This window comes from Glaciecola sp. MF2-115, assembly GCF_047250385.1.
Lineage (GTDB): Bacteria > Pseudomonadota > Gammaproteobacteria > Enterobacterales > Alteromonadaceae > Glaciecola.
The window spans coordinates 30,917-55,912 of the sequence record NZ_JBLBVM010000034.1 but is presented as its reverse complement, the minus strand read 5'-3'; the positions used below and the strand labels follow the sequence as shown (position 1 = coordinate 55,912).

Sequence of the window (24,996 nt, the reverse complement as noted above, 5' to 3'; positions counted from 1 at the left end):
GAGTTGTTGTGCTAACATCTTTTTCTTTATGAAAATTTGAAAGCACTAGTTTGATCTCATTAATATCATAGTCAACATAAGTTTGAATTGACTAAAACTTAGTGATCGAAGCTTAACCGATCAGCATTACGCCTTCGCGGTAATGACGAAGAGGCGGTAATGACGGGGAGGCGGTAATGACGGGGAGTAAACCGCTGTTTTATACAAACGGCTGATCCAATACATACGTGATAGCGCCAGTAATGGCTGCAACTTGTGCTTTTATGCAAATCTCGGGCGTAGCTTTAGGGCTGTCTGGATAGACCTCCGTAGTACTAACAAAAATGGCATCTGTGAAACCACCGCATAAATAAAGTGATTTTTTGTCGTAGTTGATAACGCCTAGTTGTTGAATTTTCGCGCCAATTATTTTGCCGTTCTCGTCTGATTCAGCAATGTGAGTCACTTTTTTCACTGCATCGATAATCGCCGTTTGAAAGTCAGCTTGCGGTCTAGAGCTGTCACCGACGGTATAAAAACCATCAGGGATCTGCCAGAGACCTTGCTCAATTGCATCTCTTGCCGCTAAGGCCGGTCGAAACTCAGAATTATCTGTATCAGTTGTTTCATGTAAATCAATGTGCATGATCAGGTTTAAGCCCATATCACTGACACATTTCATTGCTAAATTTGCTTCATCTGTGAGTCCGTCGTTATGAAACGATCTGTTCGGATCTATCGCAAATGGGTTCCAGCGATTGATTGTTTCATAAGCCCAAGGACTGATACACGGTAAAACGATGATGTTTGCTTTGTCTGAATACTGTTGAGCAACATTTTCAATAAACTCTATAGCACCATGAACACCACTCGTTTCATAGCCATGCACGCCACCGGTTACCAAGATACTTGGCTTGCTTTCATCAAATGTGCCCACTTTCACGCAATACAATGGGTATTCAGAAAAGCCCAAGTGTGAATAATTTAAAACACCATACTGACGTAGTTCATATTCATTTTTATCCAGCGCTAGCAGACGTCTTTCAACATCATCGAAATAGCTCCGCTGTTTACTCTGTAAAGCAAGCCATTGTTGTTTTTCATCATCGCCCCAGGCTTTGCCCGGTGTGCCAACTGCATAATCAGGATAGTGATTTGTCATAGATGTATTGCTTTCCTATTTTAAGTCCGCGAATTGTTGATTCAGATTGTACTTTTCGTCAGTCACTATACGCTCGAGCGTTTCAATGCGCTCATTCATTTTTTGTATTTGTGCCAACATGTCATCGCGTTCTTTTTGATTAAATTTATTAGACTCTTTTAGCTTCTTATTTGACAGTGTTGATATAATACTTGATAGGCAACCCGCGCAAATTGCTACTATGATTATCGCCGTTAAGTTCATCCTGATACTCCTATTTTCATGTTTTTCGATTAGCAATATAACCTTCAGTAAGGTTGATAAATTCCTTTAGCAATCGATTTATCGTCAATGATAGGTATTTCAAACAGACTAATAAAGGTTTAAGTGCCAAAGATTGATAAAAAGACTAATAATCTTTTCTTAATCAAAATTTATCGGTTTTTTACTGATGTATGTCGTTTCATCGTTTTTTAATATTTGATGCCATTTATGGCCCGTCAAGTAAGGCGTTTGCAAAACCTTTGCCAAAATATATAGTTAAATAATTACAATGACTTAGCTTTATTTCCTGAAATAGCTAAGCACTCAACTTAACACAATAGACTATTTATAGGCGCATTTGACCACTAATTCACTACAGTTTGCTTCGGGTATATTAGCCCGCAAATGCTAGCGTACACATATCAAATACTAGCGTGCACAAAGGAAAGCAGGTTTATTAGAGCAAGCGCAATTGCTGTATGATTATATCGTTGGCTTTGGATATACTGGCGCCTTTCTTTATACTTGTGCAGAAATTGAAAAAGTGTTTTTGCATAGCACTTTGTATTACTTCACATGGTTTACCTAGCGAAATTTTAATGACAAGCACACGAAAAACTAACCCGCAGCTAAAGACATTTGAAGTTATTCAATGGTCTGACGGTGGTGCTGACGATATCGATGCAAAGTTTATGCGTCAAGCAATGTCGTTGGCTGAGGAAGCTCAAGCAATTGGCGAAGTGCCTGTGGGAGCCTTAGTGGTAGTCGATTCTACTATTATTGGTCAGGGATATAACCAATCCATCAGTAAACACGACCCAACTGCGCATGCAGAACTTATCGCATTAAAAGAAGCCGCTTTAAACCTGCAAAATTATCGAGTCGTTGATGCAACTCTATATGTGACCCTAGAACCATGCCCAATGTGCGCTGGTGCATTAGTGCATGGACGTATTAAGCGGATTGTTTTTGGTGCTTATGACTACAAAAGTGGCGCAGTGGGTACGGTCATGAACCTTGCTCAGCATGAGGCATTGAATCACAAAATGGATGTTACAGGGGGCTGTTTAAAAGATGAATGTAGCGCTCAAATATCAGCGTTTTTTAAAAAAAGAAGGATGCAGAAAAAAATGCTTAGCGATAAATAATGCTTAGCGATCGATCATGCAAAGCGAGAACGGGAAGATAACTAGAACTGAATGTTAGCGAAGAAATGAAGGATAACGGAAGGTGAAGGAGATTAGGGTGAACAGGAGGCTAAAGCGAACAGGAGGTTTAGGCGAACAGGAAGGTAAGGCGAACAAGTGGCACAGCTAAATTAACTAGCTTCACTCCACTGTTCTGAAAGGGCGGTTAGCGCAAACTGTTTACGACGCGCCATTACTTTTTGATGCATTCTTTTTAACATCGACCTGCGATGGTTGTTAGTTTTTAATCGACGAGCAGTTTTAAAATTTTTGTTTCTCTTCATTTAGTTTCCTTTATTTTGTTTAATTTTCTACTTTTTTTCTATGTATTACTTATTACTTATAGTTAATACCAATTCTTGAATTTAAATTGCCATCTTCGTTTCTTATACGTAAACCCTTATTCGGACTTACGGACTAAGTAAACGCTCTATGCGTTCGCACTTTATCCCAATGTACTTTATACGTTCAAACTACTAACAAAAGACCATCAAATTTTTCAATGTGTTGGTTCTCAGAAGTCTTTGTCGGTAAATCCTTCGGGCAAGTATATAGATGGTGACGATTAATTAAAGTTCAATGTTAGTTAAATCATTGTTTTAATCTGGATCTTTGGCTTCAGTCGGGGCTAAATCTTCGTCTGATTCAAGGGCTTCGTCTGGATCGGTGTTTTCTTCTTCAATGATGGGCAACTCGTTTTGATCTTCTAACCAAACCAAGGTGTCATAGTAACGGCGGATATTTGCGACATAGTTAACTGCTTCATCACCTCGTGCGTAACCATAGCGGGTGAATTTATAGTATTTCTTCTGCCTTAACAAAGGTAAGTGCTTTTTCACATCTACCCACAGATCGGGGTTATAGCCTTGAAGCTCTGTAATCTTGCGGGCGTCTTCTAAATGACCTAGACCAACATTGTAGGCGGCAAGTGCCATCCACAATCTGTCTGGTGACTTTATGCGAGCAGGGATTCGTCGCAGCAAACTGCTGTAATATCTTGCGCCACCACTGATACTTTGCTCGGCATCAATCCTTGAGGTCACTTTCATATCTTTTGCTGTACCTAAGGTCAGCATCATCATCCCGCGAACCCCTGTCGGCGATTTAGCCCTGGGGTTCCAATGACTTTCTTGATAGCTCATAGCTGCTAAAAGGCGCCAATCATTGTCACCAGCGTATGCTTCAAATAAGGGTTTGAACTTCGGCAATGTTTTGTCTACAGCGCGAATAAAAGCGCGAGTATCGACATAATCGAATGACTTAACATGGCCAAAGTATTTATCTTCAAGCGCGTTGAGCAGCCCGTTCGATTGAATACTGCCAAAGTATTCTATTAGTGCAGCACGCAAGGAGTCATCAGTATTTTTATTCAATAGCCAACCAATTTGCAGATTGTCAGTCACTGAAAAACCTATGCCGAGGTTTGGATATCTGCGGCGTGCAACGGATAGTATATTCGAATCAGAAATAGTGTAATCGAGTTCATCATTCGAGACCATTTCCAATAATTCTTCAATATCCTTCTCGTCGGTTTCTTGCCAAAACTTTGCTTCGTCTTCATTAACGAAATTGGTAAGTGGTTCGCGGTATAAGTCATTGGCAACAATAGTTAAGTCACCGTCTAACTGTTTAATATCGCGCGGACGAACTTCTCCTTTCTTGTAAACCAGCTCAAAATTAACCGATTGGTAGGCGGGACCAAAGCGGTACTTTTCTTTGCGCTGCTCTGTCATCGTAATATTAGCTGCAATCAGATCAATCTGATTATTATCTAACTGCGGTAACAGTTCTCTATAGGAATAGTAGGGGTAAACTTCTAGTTTCACGCCCAGAAAATCGGCAAAACCTTGTGCTAATTCAAACTCGAAACCTTCTGGTGAAGTAGAGCCGTTATAATATGTTGTTCGCCCATAAACCGAGCCTACTTTCAGCACACCAGATTCGAAAATAGTGGTTAAAGAAGATGAAGGCTTGGGTTGGGTGCAACTACTCAATACTAAAATTGCAATAAAGGCAAAAGACCCCGCAATTATCTTATTGAATTGCTTGGCTATTTTTTGCTTAATCTGAGGCTTGTAGTGAATGCCCGTTAGCATGAATGATTGCGTTTTTAATTTCATAATTGCCATTGTGACTAAATTTGTTCAAAGCATCCAGTAAGTTATTACAAAAAAACTAAAAACTACTCATATGATGGCTTATCAATTGCTCACTTTTGCTCTATAATCTGCCGCCAATTGCTGACCTTAGTCTTTGCTTGCAATAATTCACATTGCAGCCTCAAATTGGTACCAAAAATATGTTAATTCTTCGCGGTTCGTCTGCTCTTTCTTCATTTAAACAAGATAAGTTATTGGCACAATTTGCAGCCTTGAATATTGGCGTCTCGAGCATTCAAGCTCAGTACGTTCATTTTGTTGATACGCAGGCTGATTTGAGTGATGCTGAAATGTCAGTATTAACACAGTTACTGCACTACGGGCCGAGTAGCGAAAATATTGATACTTCGGGCTATTTAGTTCTGGTAACGCCGCGTCCAGGCACAATTTCACCTTGGGCATCAAAAGCAACTGATATTGCAAAGAATTCAGGCCTATCGCAGATTCATCGCATTGAACGTGGCATTGCCTTCTATCTCGAGTTAGACAATCAATCATCTGATTTCGCTGCTATTGCCGCTCCTCTTCATGACCGTATGACACAGGCCGTTTTTGCCGAATTAGACAGTGCTCAACAATTATTTGCACAAACCGACGCAAAACCTTTTATGTCGGTACCTATTCTCGAAGAAGGTAAGACGGCACTTGAACAAGCAAACCAAAAGTTAGGTTTAGCTTTGGCGGATGACGAAGTCGACTACTTATTTGATAGCTTTACTCAATTAGGTCGCAATCCAAACGATATTGAACTGTATATGTTCGCACAAGCAAACAGTGAGCATTGCCGTCATAAAATCTTCAACGCTGATTGGACGATTGATGGCAAGGCGCAGTCTAAATCTTTGTTTAAGATGATCAAGAATACTTTTGAGGTTTCAACTGACTTCGTTCATAGCGCATATAAAGACAATGCTGCAGTGATGGAAGGCTGGAAAGCAGGGCGTTTTTACCCAGACGCGCAAACTCAAGCCTACGATTACCATTATCAAGATATCGATATCTTAATGAAAGTCGAAACACATAATCACCCAACCGCCATTTCACCCTTTGCTGGTGCTGCGACGGGGTCAGGTGGCGAGATTCGTGATGAAGGCGCAACGGGTCGTGGATCTAAGCCGAAAGCAGGGCTAGTTGGTTTCACTGTGTCAAATTTGAATATACCTAGCCTTCCACAACCATGGGAAGTGGCTTACGGTAAGCCAGAGCGCATAGTAACAGCATTAGATATTATGCTTGAAGGCCCTTTAGGCGGCGCGGCGTTTAACAATGAATTTGGTCGTCCAAATATTCTTGGCTATTTCAGAACTTTCGAACAAAAAGTAGATAGTTTCAACGGTGAAGAAGTGCGCGGTTATCACAAACCTATTATGTTAGCTGGTGGTTTAGGCAACATTAAGAAAGACCATATTCAAAAAGGTGAGATCACTGTTGGCGCTAAGTTAATAGCTTTGGGTGGACCGGCAATGAACATTGGCCTTGGTGGTGGAGCTGCATCATCTGTCGCGTCAGGGGAAAGTAACGCTGAACTAGACTTTGCTTCTGTACAACGTGAAAACCCAGAAATGGAAAGGCGTTGCCAAGAAGTTATCGATAAATGCTGGCAACTTGGTGATAAAAACCCAATTCAATTTATACATGATGTTGGCGCAGGAGGTTTATCCAATGCCTTCCCAGAGCTAGTTAATGATGCTGAGCGAGGCGGTGTTTTTGAACTACGTAATGTACCAAATGATGAGCCAGGCATGTCACCACTTGAAATTTGGTGTAATGAATCACAAGAGCGCTATGTCATGTCGGTTGCACCTGAAAATCTCGCTGTGTTTGAAGCGATTTGCAAACGTGAACGTGCTCCATTCGCTGTTGTTGGTGAAGCGACTCGTGAACAACATTTAACGCTTAGCGACAAGAAATTTGGTAACAAGCCTATCGATATGCCGTTGGATGTATTGCTAGGTAAGCCTCCTAAAATGAGTAAAGATGTGGTCTCAAGTTCTGCAAAAGGTGATGTTTTCGAAACTAACTCGCTTAACATTCAAGATGCAGTCCAGCGCGTTTTACAATTACCGACAGTCGCTGATAAAACATTCTTAATTACCATCGGTGACCGCTCGGTTACGGGCATGGTATCGCGTGATCAGATGGTTGGCCCATGGCAAGTGCCTGTGTCGGATGTCGCCGTCACAACGACCGCATTTGACACTTATCGAGGCGAAGCGATGTCACTCGGTGAGCGCACACCTGTTGCCTTGCTAAATCACGCTGCTTCAGCACGTTTAGCTGTAGCAGAGTCATTAACTAATATTGCTGGTACTAATATTGGCGATATTAAGCGCATCAAATTGTCTGCAAACTGGATGTCAGCTGCGAATCACCCTGGCGAAGATGCTGGTTTGTATGAAGCAGTGAAAGCGATTGGTGAAGAGTTATGCCCAGAATTAGGCTTAACGATCCCAGTTGGCAAGGATTCCATGTCGATGAAAACTGCATGGCAAGAAAATGGTGAAGATAAATCTGTAACCTCACCTTTATCCTTGGTTATTACAGCTTTCGGTGCAGTGAAGGACGTACGCAAAACCATCACGCCACAATTGCGAAATATTGATGGTGGCAGTTTAATGCTGATAGATCTGGGCAATAAACAAAACCGCATGGGCGGCTCTTGTTTAGCACAAGTATATGGCAAGCTAGGTCAAACCCCGCCAGATGTTGATTCTGCCGAGCAATTAAAGTCATTCTATTTGTTTATGCAAGAACTAGTAGAAAACGATCTAATAACAGCCTATCACGACCGTTCAGACGGCGGCTTATTTACAACTATTGTCGAAATGGCTTTCGCAGGAAAGGTGGGAGCGCAAGTTGACATTACTGGCTTAGGCGTTGACGCAGCTTCTATTTTGTTTAACGAAGAACTAGGTGCTGTGATCCAGGTGACAGGTAGTGCGATAGATTCAGTGCTAGCACTCGCTGAAAAATATGCTCTGAGTGACATATTGCATTCAATCGGGACTGTGACTAACAAGGATGCTATTTCTTTCAATATGAATGGTGAGTGTGTTGAACAGAATACACGTACCTATTACCGTCAATTGTGGGCAAGCACTACTTTCGCTATGCAAGCTCTGAGAGATAATCCGGAGTGCGCCAAGCAAGAAAATGAAAGTAAGGGCGACTCAGAGAACCCCGGTTTACATAGTTTACTTAAATTCGATATCAATAACGACATCACCGCGCCTTACATTAATGTGGGCGTAAAACCTGAAGTCGCTATTTTACGCGAACAAGGTGTTAACTCACATGTTGAAATGGCAGCAGCCTTCCACAGAGCAGGCTTCACGCCAATTGATGTGCATATGAGTGATATGTTGGCTGGGCGCAGTTTAGAAAATTTCGCAGGCTTAGTTGCCTGTGGCGGTTTCAGTTATGGTGATGTTCTAGGTGCAGGTGAAGGGTGGGCTAAATCAATCTTGTTCAACGAACAGGTCAAACGCACCTTTAAAGACTTCTTTGAGCGCAATGAAACGTTTTCTTTAGGCGTTTGTAATGGTTGCCAAATGTTATCGAACCTGAAATCTCTAATTCCAGGTGCAGAGCATTGGCCACACTTCGTAACGAACCAATCTGAACGCTTTGAAGCGCGCGTTGCCATGGTCGAAGTTGCCGAATCCCCATCCGTTTTGCTAGCGGGAATGCAGGGCTCACGTATGCCTATTGCCGTATCTCATGGAGAAGGCCGAGCGGAATTTAAATTAGGTACTCAATTGTCTGCGTTAAAGAATGAAAGCCAGATTGCCTTGCGCTATGTGGACAACTACGGACGCGTGACAACGCAATATCCTGCCAATCCAAACGGTTCAGAGCAAGGGATAACAGGCTTAACGTCTGTCGACGGTCGCAGCACTATTATGATGCCTCACCCTGAACGTGTATTTAGAGCGGTTAGTAACTCATGGCGTCCGGACGAATGGAAAGAAGATGGACCTTGGATGCGTATGTTCAGAAACGCACGGGTGTTCGTGAACTAACCGACTCGTCGATTGCGTTCACGATTGATTAGTTTTTGATTTGGATGTTTTTTCATTAAGACATACACGGCACCTAAACCACCATGCTGTTTTTGTGCCGTGTGAAATGCGATGACCATGTCAATTTGGCGTAACCACTGATTCACGTAACTTTTTAAGAAGGCAGGGAAGGGCTTACTTTTTAAACCTAAACCGTGCTGCAACAACAAGGATCTAACACCACGCTCATGGCAATCTTTGATTGTCTTGTAAAGTGTTAGTCGCGCCTCATCAAACTTCATGTTTGTGATATTCAAGCTACTTTCTATTTGATATTTTCCCAGCCTTAAGTTCTTATAGACGCCCTGTTGCACCCCATCTTGCTTGTACTCAATGAAGTCGTATGGATCAAGCGGTTCAACTTTTTCAATCGTGAGACCATTATCGTCTTTTTCTTGCTCCATAATAAGCGCTTCACGCTTAAGCCGCTGAGCTAGCGTTTCTGATGGTTTGCCGCTTAAGACGACTTTGTCGGGTTGTGAGAGTGGTTTAACGTCACTCATCTCTGCGAGAAAAGAAAAGTTTTCGGGATTTGAATGTGACATAAAAGCCTCAGTAATGACCTTATTAAATAATGTGGTTTATACGTCAAAAACCAAGGCTTAGTCCAGTTCAGAAGAGAAATTATTCGTAGCCTTTTCTAACGAATATGTTATCGACATATCTATCGACATATCTATCGACATAGAACCGCGTGCTTTTGTAATTGCATTTTTAAGCTGTTTTGTACTCGCTCAATTTATCTCTCATTGCACTGACAAGGGCAGATAGCTCATCACACATTTCTTTTATATTTGTAGCACTAGAGGAATTTTCTTCACTAATTCTATTCACATTGTCTATACCGAGCTTTATGTTGATTGAAACTTCTTTTTGTTGACTTGCCATTGAAGCCGTCGCGCTATTTAAAGCCTTTATTTCATCAACGGCTATTAATGCTTGTTGCAATACAGCACCAGTCTTTTTCGTCGACTCAACAGTTTCAAGCGCAGAGGACTTGTTTGTTGCCATCGCGAGGGATGCTTCTTTACTGCCAGACTGCAATCTTTCAATCATATTTCTGATTTCTTCAGTCGACTTGTGGGTTCGTGTCGCAAGAGTTCTGACTTCATCAGCAACAACCGCAAACCCTCGGCCTTGTTCGCCGGCTCTAGCGGCTTCTATTGCAGCATTTAAAGCCAGTAAGTTGGTTTGTTCTGCAATATTTCTAATTACTTCCATTACCCCACTGATCTCCTCACTGGATCGAGCAAGTTCCTCAATAACCATTACGGAGTTTTCGGTTTTTTCTGCTTGGCTTTTAATGTCGCTAATCGTCTGATTTAACGTTTCGACACTTAGATTTGTTTCTCGGTCAGCTGTAGCAGCAGCTTCGTTTGCTTTGTTGGTATTTTCCTCAACAGCAACTGCTTTTTCTTCCAGTATACTTGCTGCATTAGTCATTAATGATACTTCATCACTTAAGATTTTAACTGAAACCTGTGTGGTAGTTGCCAATTCGTTTAAGGCGAGCGCTTTATCAATTAGAATGGCAGCAGTTGATTTCACATCTGCAATAGTTGTCTCTACTTTACTAAATAATTTGTTTAAGCCTTTTGCCATTAGACCAAATTCATCATTATCTTTCTCATCGAAACGAACACTTAAATCACTGTTACCTGAAGCAATCTCATCGATGGCATTAATATATTCTTGTATTCTCTTTCCTACAATTTTGTTAAGAAGAAAGTAAATTGTCGCTAAAATGAAGGAACCAGCTATCAGTTGTTGTAATACAGCACCTAAGATACTTGCGAATATAGTTTTAGAGATTTCTGAATCATTTGCTGCTAATACAACCGTGTATTCCCACTTGTCATATTTTACCTTCGTTAACTCCCAGTCCTCTTCATTGGATAATGCATTTTTTATTTCAGTTTCTGATAAATGTGAAGAATGGGCGCGAACGTTTCCTTTTGCGTCTAGTAAAGCGATAAATCCTTCGTTTAATAAGCGGCTATTTTTAATAGTCTCCTGAATGGCCCGCAAGTCAGCTGAATAACCAACATACCAAATTCCGATCGTCTTACCGCTAACATCAAAAATTGGTGCGTAACCAGTTAGGTAGGGGTTACCTAATATATCAACTTGACCAAAATAGGCTTCACCATTGTCTATCTTACTAATGGCTTTGCCTGTTGAGCTAAGTTTAGTCCCAATGGCTCGCTTATCATTCTTGATCACATTGGTCGTTATTCTAATGTAATCTTGGCCAGTCTTACTAAATATTGTAGCCGTACCGTCCATTATTTTAGTTAGCCCATCAACAAGATCGAAATTGTTGCCTTGCGGAGTGTTTCCAAAGTAGATGTTATTAGCAACAACATCATTTACTGAAACGGTTCCGTTTATTCTTGCTTGGCCTAATTCGTCTCCCATTTTTTTAAGGAGTCGCATACTATTTTGAACTCTATCAGCCATAATAGAATCAGTGGTATCTAAAATATCAACGATATGCGATTTCTTTTGCAAAATGTCAGAATCAATACTCAATTTTGTGTCTGAAGCACTTTGAAAACCAGTGGTTACAGCTAGTATGGTGGTAAATATCACCACTATTCCAGCCACTGCATAAAAAATCTTTTGATGAATTCTCATGAATGAAAGCCTTTAGTAAATGTTACAAAATAAGCGATATTTCTAACATCGTCATACAACTTTTTATCTGCAATATGACAAAAACCTATAGCTTAAACTATCACTAAGCTGGAAGGTCTGAAAGCGGAAAATCGAATTACGGTAAGGACCAATGAGGGGAGCAAGGTGAGCTTCTAAAGAAATCACACTGATTAATATAATTATTTTCTGTAAGGGAGATGGTTAATGGGGTTAACAAATATTATCTAGTTTGTGCAAGGAAAACAGTAAAATTCAATATGGAATTAAATTGATAATACAAAAGTTGAAGTTTTGTTGTCATCCTGCATGGTGAAAAATTGGCGTCCTCGACAGGATTCGAACCTGTGACCTATCCCTTAGGAGAGTGAAGCCTCTAAGCGTTTTAAAAAGATATAAATATACATTACGCTGTATCCCTTGTGCTTGCTACGTTTTACAACGTAGCAAGCGATTGCCCAATTAGCAACTATTAATCTACATAAGAGTTGGTCACGGATTTGGCCACTGGATTGGCACAAACAAAGTGGGTGGAATTCACCTGGTTTTCTAATCTTGTGCTGATATTTTAGGTTAGTTTAACCTAAAATATGGCCCAATATGACAAGACGTTGGGTGAAATCAACCTACTTTAGGCAACTTAAGGTGTCAATGTGTACGTATAAAACTAAATTGAATATTGTAATTGTCGCCACATTTACAACCACATTGATTTAATAACTCAGACTAAAGGTTAGAACATTTAATCAACTTTTTAATTTGCACAACGACGATGTGTGTAATCAAACTAGCTGGTTAGTTAAACGTTTTATTCGACAGGTTTCGGTAAATATTGATTTAAGGTAAAGTCAAAAAATGCCTGATTGCTGACGTAAGCTTGTGTTGATTTTTGCATTATTGATTGACAAGATAGTGCTAATTGCAGACGTTCACCAACATTAATCTGAATTGGTGCTTTGGGCATGATCCTGCCGTTGATTTCTGACTGTCGCCTCTATAACTTTAGCATTTACCCAAAAATGGACCGTCAGCCGTCAAGCCATAAAATCAGAACAACCATATGACCGTAAAATGTATGAAAAGATAAGGTTGCTTATTCAAGACTTAAAATGCAGCTAGCGCAATTGAAGCAGCCTTGACATTCACAATCTGAGTATTTAATTACCCACAATGTCAAATAGTAATAAAGTAACTTAAGTATTCAAGTTTTGTTAATAGTATTAAACCGCATCAAATATTATTAGGGGTGTCGTATACAATCGCAGGATAACCGTTTACTTTCTAAAATGAGCTTCGATATATTAATGGATTTAGATTTACATATGATTACGACAGGAGTCAAAAATATATGAGACTATTGATGTTTGTTTTAATAGTTTTTTGTTGCTTATTCTCATTCGACTCTTATTCTAAGACACTTCAAAGACAAGTCCAACTGCCAAATACATATCCGTTTGAAATTGAAAGTGGCCGAATCATCTCAATAGTACAAGATAGTTCTGGTTTCATCTGGATCGGAACAACTGAGGGCCTGTTTAGATATGATGGTCATCAATTGAAGGCATTTTTGCACGATTCAATTAATTCAAATCAATTAAATTATGTAAATGCTATTTCGCCTGACAGATTTGGGAATCTATGGGTCGGAACAAATAACGGATTATATTTTTACGATAAAAAAACTCAGAACGTAACGTCATTTACACATTCACAAAAAATAGATAAAACCGAGTCAATTCAAAATAGCAAACAAATTGTATCATTACTTCTGGATTCAGATGATAACCTTTGGGTCGGCGCTTTCACTGGCCTGAGTAAAATAAATACCATTACCATGGTAGTAGAGGAATTCGATACAGTTAGCGACAGTCAGTTAGATTTTTCAAAAGAATATGTCAGGCAAATTGCAGAGGATGCCAATGGCAATATTTGGCTCGCTATGGGAAGAATGGGCTTAATAAAAGTTAATCGAAAAACGGGAGACGCAAAAACTTTTGCAGCAACGACTTATCCTAATACTAAGTCTTGTTTGAATCTCGTTACCCACTTAGCTATACGCGGCAATAACTTAGTGGTGGGTAACCGATCTGCTGATTTATGCAGACTAGATATTGAAAGTGAACAGTTCATAAAAAATGATTTTTTAGCAGAACTGACTGAATCGTTAAAACCTAAATGGTTATTAAACCTTTATGTGGATAGAAACTCTAACCTCTGGGTAGCGACTGACGCAGGGCTTGTTTTAATACCACAAAATGACGAATATTTTACAATCATAAAAAATAATCCTAAAAGTGACTCGTCTTTTAAAGACGCTTATAGACTTCCAATGTTGCAAGATAAAAGCGGACTGTTCTGGTTGGGTCAACATACTTCTATTTTTCAAATCAAAGAAAACGCTTTTAATTTTGAGCGTTACAGCAAGGATTTAGACACCCCGAATAAACTGAACCGTGATTCCATTAGTGCTATTGCCGAGGATAAACAGGGGGTGATTTGGCTTGCGAGCATGAATTCATTAGATTGGCTAAATCCAACAACGAAGGAAGTGATTAAATTAAACCTAGACGACAAACTAGAAAAAAGCTTATCAAAATATAATAAGACAGCACTTTTAGCAGGTGCTAACAATATTATGTGGATTGGCGCAAGATACTCAGGACTACTTCGCCTTGGTGTCGAAAACGGAACTTTGGCTGAACATCAATATTTACCTAACAATTATAGCGGAACTGTAGCAAAGGGAATTCCATCGATACGCCATGGTAAAAACCAATCTTTATGGGTTAGTACTTTCGGCTCTGGCATAAGTCGTATCGATCTTAACACCTCTTCAATAGTCAACTTCAGTCATGACTCTGAGAATGACAATAGTATTAATGACAATAGAGTACTCACTTCATTAGAAGATGTAGATGGGAATGTATGGATAGGGTCTTGGGGTGGTGGTGTAAATTTAATTAGAGTGCAAGACGGTAAAGTTACGAGATTACCTTATGAAGGCAAAAGAGAGGGTGCCTTGCATGGCAGGCAAGTTTTGGATATTTACGAGGATTCAAATACAAATCTTTGGGTATCGAGTGATAAAGGACTCAGTTTATTAACGCGAAAAGAAATAAAAAATAAAACCTATCGATTTAAAAACTTTGAGTCCGGTAAAACGTTCAACAATTCAGTCGTTTATGGTGTTATTGAGGACAGTATATCAAGTACCCTTTCTCTTAGATATTTAATACCTTTGCCACATGCAATGCCCCATTCATATAAAAATGCCCGAAGATGATGCTCAAGTGCCACCCGCTGTTTATCCACAAATCGGCGGCTACTTTCCAACGACTGTAATAATTGTTGTTGTTCATTTTTTACATGGCTAAATACCATGCCTGGTTGGGTGACAGCGGTAGCAATAGCAAGTGCATCATTGGCATCAGTTTTTTGACCTTGCAAAAACGCTTTTACTTTTCTTGGTCCAATCACTCTAACATCATGGGATAACTGCTTTGCAAAGCGCCCCCAATAATGACAGGTGCTCGCTCCCTCAAATGCCACTATTGAAGGTGGCGTATTTAACAAGAGGTTTTTTAACTTCGCGGGCGTCATGGCTTTGTTTGAAAGAATGGTACCTTGTTTGCCTATTATGCAAACCTGAATCACATTTTTTGCTAAATCGATACCAATTACTGTAGACTTTTTCATTGTATGGACTCCTTTTTGTTTGGCGACACCACCGTAGCTAAATAGGGTGGTGGAGTCCATACATCGGCTAGTAAGAACGGGTCTTCAACATAGACATTACCGAATGCGAAAAATGCGAGAACCACAATGTAAGCATCATCGCTTGCATTATAGATGTCCACGTTATTCAAAAAATATTGAAGCATTTAGATAAAAAGTACCCAACTTCTACAACAACACTATTGCCACCTTTGCGTGCGCCACCTAATGAACAATACGGAAACGATTTCACTGTTCAACGTGACTTCAATTTTGGGGCCTAGGCTCCATTTACTGCTGCAAGAGTAAAGAAAAACGCTAGTAAATGGTGGGGCCATTTGCGCTTTAATTATCCATTTCCTGTACCAAGGCTCTATCTACGCATGAAGTTGGAAACTAACACGCCATACAACACTTCCATAATTCGATATTTCAACAAACCAATCTAGTCAAAAAGACAGCTGTCACAGGGGGTAGTAAATAGCTTTAATTCTCCTTATACTCAAAAGCGGTTTATCAATATCCAATAGAAAATTATAAGATGTTAGCTGAAGCGCTGCCACATTTAGCTGAAAAGTTTAAACAGCCTTGTATTGGAGAAAACTTTTCATCGCAAGGTATGCAAGACGAAGATGTTTATATTGGTGATATTTATCGAGTAGGCACTGCCTTGCTACAAGTTAGCCAACCTCGTATGCCTTGCTGGAAGCTTAATCACCATATTGGCAATGCACACATGCAAGCATTATTAATTGCCTTTAATCGTAGTGGTTGGTATTACCGCGTGCTTGAACCGGGTAAAGTTAAGGCTGGCAATGAATTTACTCTTGTAGAGCGCGTTCAAAGTGAGTTTAGTGTTGAGAAAGTATGGGTACTTTGGAATGAGTTACGGGAAAACAAGCAAACTGAGGCGCCGAATATAGACATTAAAGGTTTGTCGAACGAATGGACGTTTAACTGGGGGTAAAATACTTCTGAAAACGTTATTAGTGTATTAGTGTTTCCATGAGCATCTGTTCTCGTGTTGATGCTTTGACATCTTCTGCACCATAGACAAAAAAACGACCATCCTTACGCCCTAAACCCATTGCATAACAGTCGCCGTTTAGCCGAGGAGACCATAACTTAGGTGAAATAATTAATGATTCTAAAGCGCCGTTATCTATGTCAGACACATCAAATACCCAATTCACTTTGTCAAAAATACTGAATTTGCCAACATTTTGATTTTCCATGAACTTGTTAAAAAGCCTAGGCAAGTCTGGGGCATGGTTTAATGAAATATACTGACTAGCTAGCGCAGCGATAGATGATCGCGTTTGTTTTGCTTGTAAATGTGTTTCTTCAGCTAGCCGTGGCTCGATAGCGTGCAGGTAGCTATGATGATGTGACGTTAAATAATATGAGAAAGGCGCAGCTAGCGGTAAACAAGCTTGTTGTTCGACATAATGTTGTATGCAACTTTTTACTTCTTTGTTTTGATGCTTCGTATTTACCAAGTCAAATGTTGTCGCTTTAATCTCAAAATGTTTAAAGCAGTCTTGAATAAGGGGAATGAGTTGTTGATATCTATCGGTTATGACCCTAAATGCAAAAAGACCTGAACAATTTATATCATCTTCAATTATCACGCTTTCAGAATCATTTAATGTAATTAACAACGTCTCTCGAAATGCTTTGCAACCTTGCATATATACAGCATGAAATCGCCATGTGATTACACTATGTGGTTTATCACCATTTGTGACCTTGCTTTCACTGGTGACCAAGTTACTTTGTTCTTTTAATAATGGTTTCGTGTCGTCCACTTTAGGTTCGGTAATATTATCATTGCTTTTGTTAGCAGGTTCGTTCTCAGATGCGCTAATGGCGAGTAATTCTGGAGGCAGTGTTATTTGCTCTGGTCCACTCAGAAATAGTGTGATTTTATTTTGTTGGTAATAAGTGCGCTTATAGCGGATAAGATCGTCTATCGAGTTTTCACCGATTGTATCGCTAAAACCGCCATAGTGATTTACGTTTTTAGAACTGGTGTCACCTCGCAAAGCGGCTGCAGAAAGTGAATACTCCTCGTGCCTTTCGTACATGCACAACTCTCTAAATATAACCCCGTCTCGTTCCAGTTCAAACTCTGATTCAAGATACTCAGTTTGAACCAAACCTGAATACAGGTAATCGAGCAACAGTAAAAATAGTGCTTTGTGTTTGCACTCTAGAAAATAAAACGTCATGCCATTTTGGGTTGAAGCGTTGACTGAGGCAGGTAATAAAGTGTTAATGAAAAATAATTCATGCGAAGCGGGGTATTTATCAGAACCGCGAAACACCATATGTTCAGCCAAGTGGCTAATACCGCTGTGATCAAATGCGGGCGTTTTTAACGCAAAGACTGCGGTGTAAACAGTGCTATTGATTACCTTAGATACAATTTTCATCTGTAATCGTGGTCTGAAACATATTACTCATTCAATTCTTTTATGTTTATTTTATCTTTAGTTAACACTCGATACCTTAGTGCTCTGCTTGGTTCTTCTCCAGCTTTATTGATAACATTTGTAATCAAATGGTGATCGGGAGATTTATCACATACTGGGTCGGTTTTATGCATATCGCCAGTTAACATAAATGCCTGGCATCTGCATCCGCCAAAATCTTTTTCTTTTTCGTCACAATCTCGACAAGGCGATGGCATCCAGTCATAGCCTCTAAAATGATTGAAACTAAAATCTTTATGCCAAATATCGTGAATAGATTTGTCTTTCACGTTGGGAAATTCTAACGGTAATATTTTAGCACTGTGACAAGGTAAGCATGTGCCATCAGGCGTGACCGTTAAAAACGTACTTCCCCAGCCATTCATACACGCCTTCGGACGTGTTTCATAGTAATCAGGCGTCACAAAAATAAATTTGGGACCTTCTCCGGTCTGTTGGTCTCGAAATTTATTGACATATTCTTCTGCTAACACTAGTTGTGATTTAGTCGGTAATAAATGATCTCTATTTTCATAGGCCCAGCCATAGTATTGAACAGTAGCTAGTTCTACAAAATCTGCATTTAGCTCAGTGCTTAAATCCATTACATCATCAATTTGCTCAATGTTTTGCGCAGTAATACAAAAGTTAAGCACCATAGGGTAGTTATACTGCTTAACTAACTTAGCTACTTTTTGTTTTTGCTCAAAAGAGTGCCTTTTATTGCCGATGAGATCGTTAGCTTCCGCATTCGCGGCTTGAAAACTCAACTGAATGTGGTCAAGTCCGGCTTCTTTCAAATTGGCAATTCTACGCTCTGTTAGGCCAATGCCAGAGGTAATTAAATTGGTATAAAAGCCAAGCTCTTTTGCGTGCTTGACCATTATTTCTAAGTCTTTTCGAAGTAAAGGTTCACCACCTGAAAAGCCAAGCTGAACTGCTCCCATTTCACGCGCCTCGGATAAAACTTGCAACCATTTTTGAGTATCAATTTCTAGCTCTTTTCCTTCCATGTTCATAGGATTTGAACAATAAGGGCAATGCAAAGGACATTCGTAGGTTAGCTCGGCAAGTAACCATAGGGGAGGGCCAGCGTCCTGCTTTTTGCTAACAGCACCATCACTGATGTTATCTTTATTCTCAACGGTCATATTTTATCCAGCCTTTTTCTAAGGCCTCAACAAGGAATTCTTTAACATCTGTCTCTATAAGCTGGGCAGCGTCTGGAAACTTCTGTTGCAAGGCTTTTACGATATCTTCGTCGTTTGTACTTCCATCAACAAGCGTTAACACTTCAGAAGCAGAATCACTCAGTTTTACCATACCTTCTGGATAAAGCAATACATAGCAGTTTTGTGCTTTTTCAAACTGTAAACGATACAACGGGTTGAGCTTAGGGAAGTTGCTCATAGCATACCTTTATGACTGATAGATTGGTCGGCAATACCATCGTAAGGTACGCGTTTATGCTCGTACGCTAAACAAATCGCATCGGCCACACACCACAATACATCTAATTTAAATTGAAGAATATTCAGTGCTTTATCTTGTTGCTCACGGGTGACAAAATGATCTAATGTGATAGCCAGTCCATGCTCAACGTCTCGTCTAGCTTGGCTTAATCGCATTTGAAAGTATTTGAAACCTTCAGGATCAATCCATTTGTAATGATCAGGCCATGTATCAAGACGACTTTGGTGAATTTTAGGAGCAAACATCTCGGTTAATGAAGAGCATGCAGCTTCTTCCCAGCTTGCACGTCTAACAAAATTAACATAAGCACCCACGGCAAATTTTACTGCGGGCAACAAGTGCCTTTCATCCAATAGCTCTTCTCTATTTAAGCCTACTGCTTCTCCTAAGCGAAGCCAAGCTTCAATTCCGCCTAACCCTTCTTCACCGTCGCGGCCATCATGATCAATAATACGTTGTATCCACTTTCTTCGAGTCTTCATATCTGGGCAGTTAGCTAACACGGCTGCATCTTTAACTGGAATAGCGATTTGATAATACAGACGGTTAGCGACCCAACCTTGAATTTCTTCTTTGCTACACTCGCCGTTATTCATACGTTTGTGAAAAGGATGATTAATGTGGTAGTACTTTTCTTTCGCTCTTAGGGCTTGTTCAAACGCTTCTTTACTTAATGCTTGCTTGGTCATTGTTGCCTGTCCATTAACTTAATTAGTGTTACTACAGAGTAATTTCCATACCGTCATAAGCCAGTTCAATACTCTGTTTTGTGAGTGCTTCATAAGCACTAGAATCTTCGTTTAATACAGGGTTAGTGTTGTTGATATGTATCAGTATTTTACGCTCTATGTCATATTCATTTAGCATGGCAATCGCACCATTTTCACCATTTACTGGCATATGTCCCATTTGGGTACCTAAGCGATCACTAAAGCCGTTTGATATCATTTCATCGTCTAGCCATAACGTACCGTCAAATAGCACACAATCTGCTTCACTTAGCATTTGTTTCACTAACGGACTAGCTTGCATACAACCTGGTGCATAGAACAACACTTTGTTTGTTTCAGTATCGGTAATTTTTAATCCGATATTATTGCCAGGCACGATGTTGTCTCGATATTTGGAATAGGGAGGGGCATTTGACTCGAGTACGACTGGCTTAAACTCTAACGTACCACATCCTTCTGGTTTAAATGCCGCAGTATGATCGGTTTCTATCACTCTTCTTTGCAACCCTCCATGCCAATGTTTTAACATGTTAAATAAGGGAAATCCTGTAGTTAGGTCTTCATAAACCACATCAGTACAGTGCACAGGAAGAGGCAGGCCCTCGCGCAAAGTTAACAAACCTGTAGTGTGATCTATTTGGCTATCGGTTAAAATGATTGACGTTATGCTGGTGCCGCGCTTCACGCCATCTTCAGGCCAAAGTTTGGGTTCGTGGTTAATTTGTTGACGTAAATCAGGAGAGGCGTTAATTAATATCCAATCTTTCCCGTCACTGCTTATTGCGATACTTGATTGCGTTCGTTCTTTTGCATTGATTTTTTTATGACGAATACCGGCACACACATCGCAATGGCAATTCCATTGAGGCACTCCGCCCCCCGCACCTGCACCTAAAATTAGGATTTGCATATTTAAAAGCCTTTGTAAGAAATCGCTAACGCTTTAGACAAAAAAGGTTGCCTTAGCAACCTTTAAAAAATTTAACTTTTACAATCAAATTATCTGTTGTTGATGTATAAAGTTACTTCGAATCCTAGTCTCATTTCTTGATACTCAGGTTTTTTCCACATATTATTTGCTCCGCTTGTTAATGTACGATTCAAAGTATAGGCAATATAGCACATTTTAAAAATGGTACTAAAGTAGGAATTATAGCAGTACTTATTGCACGACTAAAGCATGAGCTTGTTCTGCAATGAACTTTAACAACATCGGCAGTGGCCGACCGGTTGCTGTATTTTGCTTACCATACGTGAAGCTCGTGCCAGCAATATCAAGGTGAGCCCATCGCACTCCCTTTGCAAATTTAGATAGAAAACAGCCTGCGGTGATCATGCCAGGCGAATTGCTCCCCGTGTTTTTCATATCTGCTGAAGTGGATTCTAATGTTGCCATATATTCATTCCACAAAGGAAATGCCCATGCTCTATCATGTCGGGCTTTCCCTGCAGAAACTAACGCAGTTTGCAATGTTTCGTCATTACCCATTAGTCCTGTTGCATGATGGCCTAGGCTTGTAATAGCTGCACCTGTTAAAGTTGCAATATCGATAACGTACGATGGATTAAAGCATTTCGCGTAGCTAATTGCATCGCAAAGTAGTAGTCGTCCCTCCGCATCCGTGCTGATCACTTCTACCGTTTGTCCACTCATAGTTTCTAACACATCACCGGGTCGGTATGCATTTCCATCAATACAGTTTTCAGCTGTAGCGAGAATGACTACAACGTTTATTTTCAAATCTAATATAGCGATTGCATGCATTAATCCAAATACGCTGGCAGCGCCCGCCATATCGTAAATCATGGATTCCATGCCAGCAGCGCCTTTGATAGAAATCCCCCCTGTATCAAAAGTAACGCCCTTACCAATCAGAACAATTGGTGCATGGTTTTCATCGGCTCCTTTATATTCCATCACGGGCATATTGGCGCGGTAGCTTGACGCTTGGTTTACTGCAAGATAACTATGCATATTTAGCTCGAACAATGCCTGTTCGTCAATGATAGTGGTGGTTATTTTATTAAACTGTGAGCCGAGCCATTCGCATTGCTTGGCTAAATAATCTGGCGTACATATGTTAGCTGGCATGTTAGCTAAGTCTTTTGTCGTCGCTATCCCTATTTGTTCAGCCATTAAGAATGGTAGCGCAGCGTTTAGTGCTTTTTCGCTTTCTGTAAAACAGCTTAGTAATTTAGGATGAAAGGGCTGAGCTTTTGTTTTATAGCCATGGAATTGATATTGGGCACCGCAAAAACTATATACGCTGGCTTCAAACATACGGTAAACATAATCATTTAACGCACTTGGTATACATAAACCTAGGTGAGTTTGATTATGTTTAGATAATGTTGCAAACATACTTGAAAGCGCTTTGCGCAAACTCGAAATATTACTTGAATCTTGCTCACCCAAACCAATAACAACAAACTTTCTTACCTTCCCGTTTGCATCCCCATGAGTGATAACTATTTCGCTTGCTTCCCCAGTAAAATTTTCATAATCAATGACAGATTTTATATGGTCTAACGCACTATTATTAATTGGTATGTTATTGAGTGATAGGTCATGTTTAAACACAGGAAAAATTAGACAATCAATATCAACCGCAGGATATTGGTCTACATGGTGTATCGTGATCGGGGTGTCTTCTAAATCCAATTTACTCTCATTTTTATGATACTTTCTTTATTTTATTGCCCTTAGGCTCAAAACTGCGTACCGCAGCAATAAAACATATAACAGTGACGCATACAACGACGACTAAATATTGCGCGTCAAATTTTTCATAGAAACTATAACGCAAGAGTTCCACACCACTAGTAAATGGATTGAATTGACATATCCAATATAAGACTTCACTGGCTTCTCGCATTTTCCAAAGTGGATATAGGGCGCTAGACAAAAAGAACATGGGGAAGATAACAAAGTTCATGACGCCAGCAAAATTTTCGAGTTGTTTAATATTGTTAGCTAATAATAACCCAATAGAGCCAAGGAAAAGTGCTAATAGAAAAATCACTGGGAACGCATATACATAACCCAAAAAGCTTAATTCAACATCCACTAATAATGCAAACAATAGAAAGATATAAACTTGTATAGCAGAAATTAATGTATTGCCAATCAACTTGCTACACAGCAAAAACTCTCTTGGAAATGGGCTCATCAATAACACCTTCATGCTACCCATTTCACGGTCATAAACCATGGATAGCGAGCTTTGCATGCTATTGAATAATATAATCATAGCGGCGAGGCCCGGTACGATATATTCCTCGTATAAAATGTAGGATTCATATGGCTCTATCATAGATAGACCAAGCGCTGATCTAAACCCTGCTGCAAAAACAAATAACCATAAAAGGGGACGCACAAGCGCACTGAGTAATCGTGAACGTTGTTGCCAAAATTTTAGCATTTCACGCTTTAATACACCCAAAAAGCAACGCCAATACATCTATTTATGCCCCTTTGCTTGAGTAAGGTTGGTGAATAGTTCTGATACATTATCCATTTTGTGTTGTGTTAATAATTTATGGCAACGATCAAAACCTTTAACCTCGCCATTGATTAGCAATAACAAGACATCATCAGTTTCCACTTCTTCTAATAAGTGGGTTGCCCAAAGTACAATCGATTGACGTTTTTTAACGTAATTGCGCACAAAGTTTAGGATTAGCTTTCGAGAGGCAATATCCAGTCCTACGGTAGGTTCGTCTAATAAAAGAAAAGTTGGTTCATGCAATAAACTACGTGCAATTTCAACTCGTCTGCGATGGCCTCCATTTAAATTGCGCACTTTGTCGCTTAATCTATCATTCAGACCTAGCTGTGCGAGTACGTCTTCTATATTCGCTAATGCTTTTGCTTCAGATAAGCCATGTAAAGATGCGAAATATCCTAAATTTTGTTTGATACTGAGGTCGAGATCGAGAGTATTTTCTTGGAACACTACCCCTATTTTACTCAAAATCGATTGGCGCTGCTTTTCCATCTTTTGCTGATTAAAACTTATGTCGCCATTGGTTACTTTTCTTAAACCCGTTAACAGGGAAAATAACGTGCTTTTACCTGCGCCATTAGGCCCAAGCAGAATATTGAAACCTGCTTCTAGACTAAATGAAACGTCATTCAACGCGGCTTTTTTACCAAATTGATAACTTAGTTGATTAACCGAAATATTCATTATTTATATTTAACTGCAACACCCCATGGGTATCGTCCCACTTTTACTGTTTTTACGACATCGTATGAATTTGCATCGACCACTGACACATCGCCACTCACGCCATTAGTGGTAAGTAGTAAGGATTGATCTTCATTAAACGCAAGATGCCAGACTCTTCTACCCACTAATATGTAATCTTCTACTTCATAGGTATCAGTATTGACAACGGCAACCCTGTTGGCGGGGCCAAGCGCAACAAATGCTTTGGGCTGGTCTTTCATTAATAATATCCCAACTGGCTGGATCTTATCTCTAAATACCCCTTTTATTTTAAATTCTATTTCTTTGATTTTTTCTTTTGAGGCGGTATCAAAAACTGACACGGTGCCACCAATTTCAGAACTTACCCATAATAAATCATCATTTAGACTAAAATGCGCATCTCTAGGACGCGCGGCAACTAGGCTATTAGCAATGTTCGCATGCGTTTTAGTATCAACCCAATGCACCATATTGGTTGTTTCCGACGTTACCACCATGGTTTTACCATCATGGCTGACTGCCAACCCTTCAGGTTCAACGCCCACATCTATTTGTGAAATCACCGATTTGCTTGGAATATCAATCACAGTCAGTAATGCATCATCTTCGTTGGCAGTATATATAGTCGTACCATTTGGGTGTAAAGCAATGGTTTCTGGGTCTTCTCCAGATGGCAAATCACCTACAATAGTCAGGGTTTCTAAATCAAGAATTTGAATGCGATTAGAATCAGACGCACATATATACGCAAGTTTTTGATCCGCACTTAAAATAAAACCACGAGGGCGGTCACCTATATCTATTGTGTCTATTACTTCGAAACTGTTCATATCTATAATAGATAAAGTGTCATCTTTTTCGTTGGTTACATAGGCGTATGGCAAAGCATTGCAATAAACATTAAACAACAAAAGACAAGGGACAATAAAATTTGATATGCGCAT

General features: G+C 39.9%; 22 protein-coding genes and 1 pseudogene. 4 read left to right on the top strand and 19 right to left on the bottom strand.

The window, feature by feature from the left end:
• Window positions 1-199 precede the first annotated feature (199 nt).
• Window positions 200-1,141 (bottom strand): M14 family metallocarboxypeptidase, encoded by a 942-nt coding sequence (locus ACKLNX_RS02090; RefSeq protein ID WP_412971058.1) that lies wholly within the window; start codon window positions 1,139-1,141, stop codon window positions 200-202.
• 15 nt (window positions 1,142-1,156) lie between these two features.
• On the bottom strand, window positions 1,157-1,384 hold the full coding sequence (locus ACKLNX_RS02085; protein WP_411694243.1) for a hypothetical protein: 228 nt from the start codon (window positions 1,382-1,384) through the stop codon (window positions 1,157-1,159).
• A 692-nt stretch (window positions 1,385-2,076) separates the two neighbouring features.
• Here ACKLNX_RS02085 and tadA point away from each other — a divergent pair.
• The gene (gene tadA / locus ACKLNX_RS02080; protein ID WP_412971060.1) at window positions 2,077-2,532 is read left to right on the top strand and encodes a tRNA adenosine(34) deaminase TadA; all 456 of its coding nucleotides are present in this window, start codon (window positions 2,077-2,079) and stop codon (window positions 2,530-2,532) included.
• Between the two features lie 170 nt (window positions 2,533-2,702).
• Here the strand turns inward: tadA and ACKLNX_RS02075 are convergent, their stop codons facing one another.
• Together ACKLNX_RS02075 and mltF are read right to left on the bottom strand one after the other, a co-directional pair.
• The gene (locus ACKLNX_RS02075) at window positions 2,703-2,855 is read right to left on the bottom strand and encodes a hypothetical protein (RefSeq protein WP_411694240.1); all 153 of its coding nucleotides are present in this window, start codon (window positions 2,853-2,855) and stop codon (window positions 2,703-2,705) included.
• A gap of 315 nt (window positions 2,856-3,170) precedes the next feature.
• Complete coding sequence (mltF, locus tag ACKLNX_RS02070) at window positions 3,171-4,691, bottom strand: membrane-bound lytic murein transglycosylase MltF (protein WP_412971057.1); 1,521 nt, start codon at window positions 4,689-4,691, stop codon at window positions 3,171-3,173.
• Between the two features lie 179 nt (window positions 4,692-4,870).
• On the opposite strand from mltF, the gene purL reads away from it, so the two are divergent.
• Window positions 4,871-8,752, top strand: a complete 3,882-nt coding sequence (gene purL, locus ACKLNX_RS02065) for a phosphoribosylformylglycinamidine synthase (RefSeq protein ID WP_412971056.1) — start codon at window positions 4,871-4,873, stop codon at window positions 8,750-8,752.
• On the opposite strand, the gene smrA is transcribed toward purL, so the two are convergent.
• The 3 genes from smrA to ACKLNX_RS02050 form a co-directional block, all read right to left on the bottom strand.
• Window positions 8,749-9,336, bottom strand: a complete 588-nt coding sequence (gene smrA / locus ACKLNX_RS02060) for a DNA endonuclease SmrA (protein ID WP_412971055.1) — start codon at window positions 9,334-9,336, stop codon at window positions 8,749-8,751. The two genes, purL and smrA, sit on opposite strands and share 4 nt — an antisense overlap.
• Before the next feature lie 169 nt (window positions 9,337-9,505).
• Entirely contained in the window at window positions 9,506-11,428 is a 1,923-nt protein-coding gene (locus ACKLNX_RS02055) for a methyl-accepting chemotaxis protein (RefSeq protein WP_412971054.1), read from the bottom strand.
• Window positions 11,429-12,254: 826 nt separating this feature from the next.
• A complete protein-coding gene (locus ACKLNX_RS02050) occupies window positions 12,255-12,410 on the bottom strand; it encodes a hypothetical protein (RefSeq protein WP_412971053.1) in 156 nt (51 codons plus the stop codon).
• Between the two features lie 384 nt (window positions 12,411-12,794).
• Between ACKLNX_RS02050 and ACKLNX_RS02045 the strand changes: the two genes are divergently transcribed.
• On the top strand, window positions 12,795-14,729 hold the full coding sequence (locus tag ACKLNX_RS02045) for a two-component regulator propeller domain-containing protein (protein ID WP_412971052.1): 1,935 nt from the start codon (window positions 12,795-12,797) through the stop codon (window positions 14,727-14,729).
• Here ACKLNX_RS02045 and ACKLNX_RS02040 read toward each other — a convergent pair.
• Together ACKLNX_RS02040 and ACKLNX_RS02035 are read right to left on the bottom strand one after the other, a co-directional pair.
• Window positions 14,627-15,142 (bottom strand): IS110 family transposase, encoded by a 516-nt coding sequence (locus tag ACKLNX_RS02040; protein ID WP_412971051.1) that lies wholly within the window; start codon window positions 15,140-15,142, stop codon window positions 14,627-14,629. The two genes, ACKLNX_RS02045 and ACKLNX_RS02040, sit on opposite strands and share 103 nt — an antisense overlap.
• Complete coding sequence (locus ACKLNX_RS02035; protein WP_412971050.1) at window positions 15,139-15,327, bottom strand: hypothetical protein; 189 nt, start codon at window positions 15,325-15,327, stop codon at window positions 15,139-15,141. Before ACKLNX_RS02035 ends, ACKLNX_RS02040 begins: the two co-directional genes overlap by 4 nt.
• A gap of 350 nt (window positions 15,328-15,677) precedes the next feature.
• Here ACKLNX_RS02035 and ACKLNX_RS02030 point away from each other — a divergent pair.
• Window positions 15,678-16,127 (top strand): annotated as a pseudogene (locus ACKLNX_RS02030) (MOSC domain-containing protein); the annotation flags it as partial.
• 19 nt (window positions 16,128-16,146) lie between these two features.
• On the opposite strand, the gene ACKLNX_RS02025 reads toward ACKLNX_RS02030, so the two are convergent.
• The 10 genes from ACKLNX_RS02025 to ACKLNX_RS01980 all read right to left on the bottom strand — a co-directional run bounded on the left by ACKLNX_RS02025 (window position 16,147) and on the right by ACKLNX_RS01980 (window position 24,996).
• Window positions 16,147-17,595, bottom strand: a complete 1,449-nt coding sequence (locus ACKLNX_RS02025; protein WP_412971049.1) for an insulinase family protein — start codon at window positions 17,593-17,595, stop codon at window positions 16,147-16,149.
• A 23-nt stretch (window positions 17,596-17,618) separates the two neighbouring features.
• Window positions 17,619-18,785 (bottom strand): pyrroloquinoline quinone biosynthesis protein PqqE, encoded by a 1,167-nt coding sequence (gene pqqE / locus ACKLNX_RS02020; protein ID WP_412971048.1) that lies wholly within the window; start codon window positions 18,783-18,785, stop codon window positions 17,619-17,621.
• Window positions 18,775-19,044: a pyrroloquinoline quinone biosynthesis peptide chaperone PqqD gene (gene pqqD / locus ACKLNX_RS02015; RefSeq protein WP_412971047.1), complete on the bottom strand. Its 270-nt coding sequence runs from the start codon at window positions 19,042-19,044 to the stop codon at window positions 18,775-18,777. The genes pqqE and pqqD overlap by 11 nt, the downstream gene beginning before the upstream one ends.
• Entirely contained in the window at window positions 19,041-19,796 is a 756-nt protein-coding gene (gene pqqC / locus ACKLNX_RS02010; RefSeq protein WP_412971046.1) for a pyrroloquinoline-quinone synthase PqqC, read from the bottom strand. The genes pqqD and pqqC overlap by 4 nt, the downstream gene beginning before the upstream one ends.
• Window positions 19,797-19,827: 31 nt before the next feature.
• Window positions 19,828-20,748 carry a pyrroloquinoline quinone biosynthesis protein PqqB gene (gene pqqB / locus ACKLNX_RS02005; protein ID WP_412971045.1) on the bottom strand — a complete coding sequence of 307 codons (921 nt, stop codon included), beginning with the start codon at window positions 20,746-20,748 and terminating at the stop codon, window positions 19,828-19,830.
• A gap of 89 nt (window positions 20,749-20,837) precedes the next feature.
• Window positions 20,838-20,909 carry a pyrroloquinoline quinone precursor peptide PqqA gene (gene pqqA / locus ACKLNX_RS02000; protein ID WP_412971059.1) on the bottom strand — a complete coding sequence of 24 codons (72 nt, stop codon included), beginning with the start codon at window positions 20,907-20,909 and terminating at the stop codon, window positions 20,838-20,840.
• Window positions 20,910-21,000: 91 nt separating this feature from the next.
• Entirely contained in the window at window positions 21,001-22,500 is a 1,500-nt protein-coding gene (locus ACKLNX_RS01995) for a leucyl aminopeptidase (RefSeq protein ID WP_412971044.1), read from the bottom strand.
• A gap of 13 nt (window positions 22,501-22,513) precedes the next feature.
• Window positions 22,514-23,299, bottom strand: a complete 786-nt coding sequence (locus tag ACKLNX_RS01990) for an ABC transporter permease (protein WP_412971043.1) — start codon at window positions 23,297-23,299, stop codon at window positions 22,514-22,516.
• A complete protein-coding gene (locus ACKLNX_RS01985) occupies window positions 23,300-24,028 on the bottom strand; it encodes an ATP-binding cassette domain-containing protein (RefSeq protein ID WP_412971042.1) in 729 nt (242 codons plus the stop codon).
• On the bottom strand, window positions 24,028-24,996 hold the full coding sequence (locus ACKLNX_RS01980; RefSeq protein ID WP_412971041.1) for a PQQ-dependent catabolism-associated beta-propeller protein: 969 nt from the start codon (window positions 24,994-24,996) through the stop codon (window positions 24,028-24,030). The genes ACKLNX_RS01985 and ACKLNX_RS01980 overlap by 1 nt, the downstream gene beginning before the upstream one ends.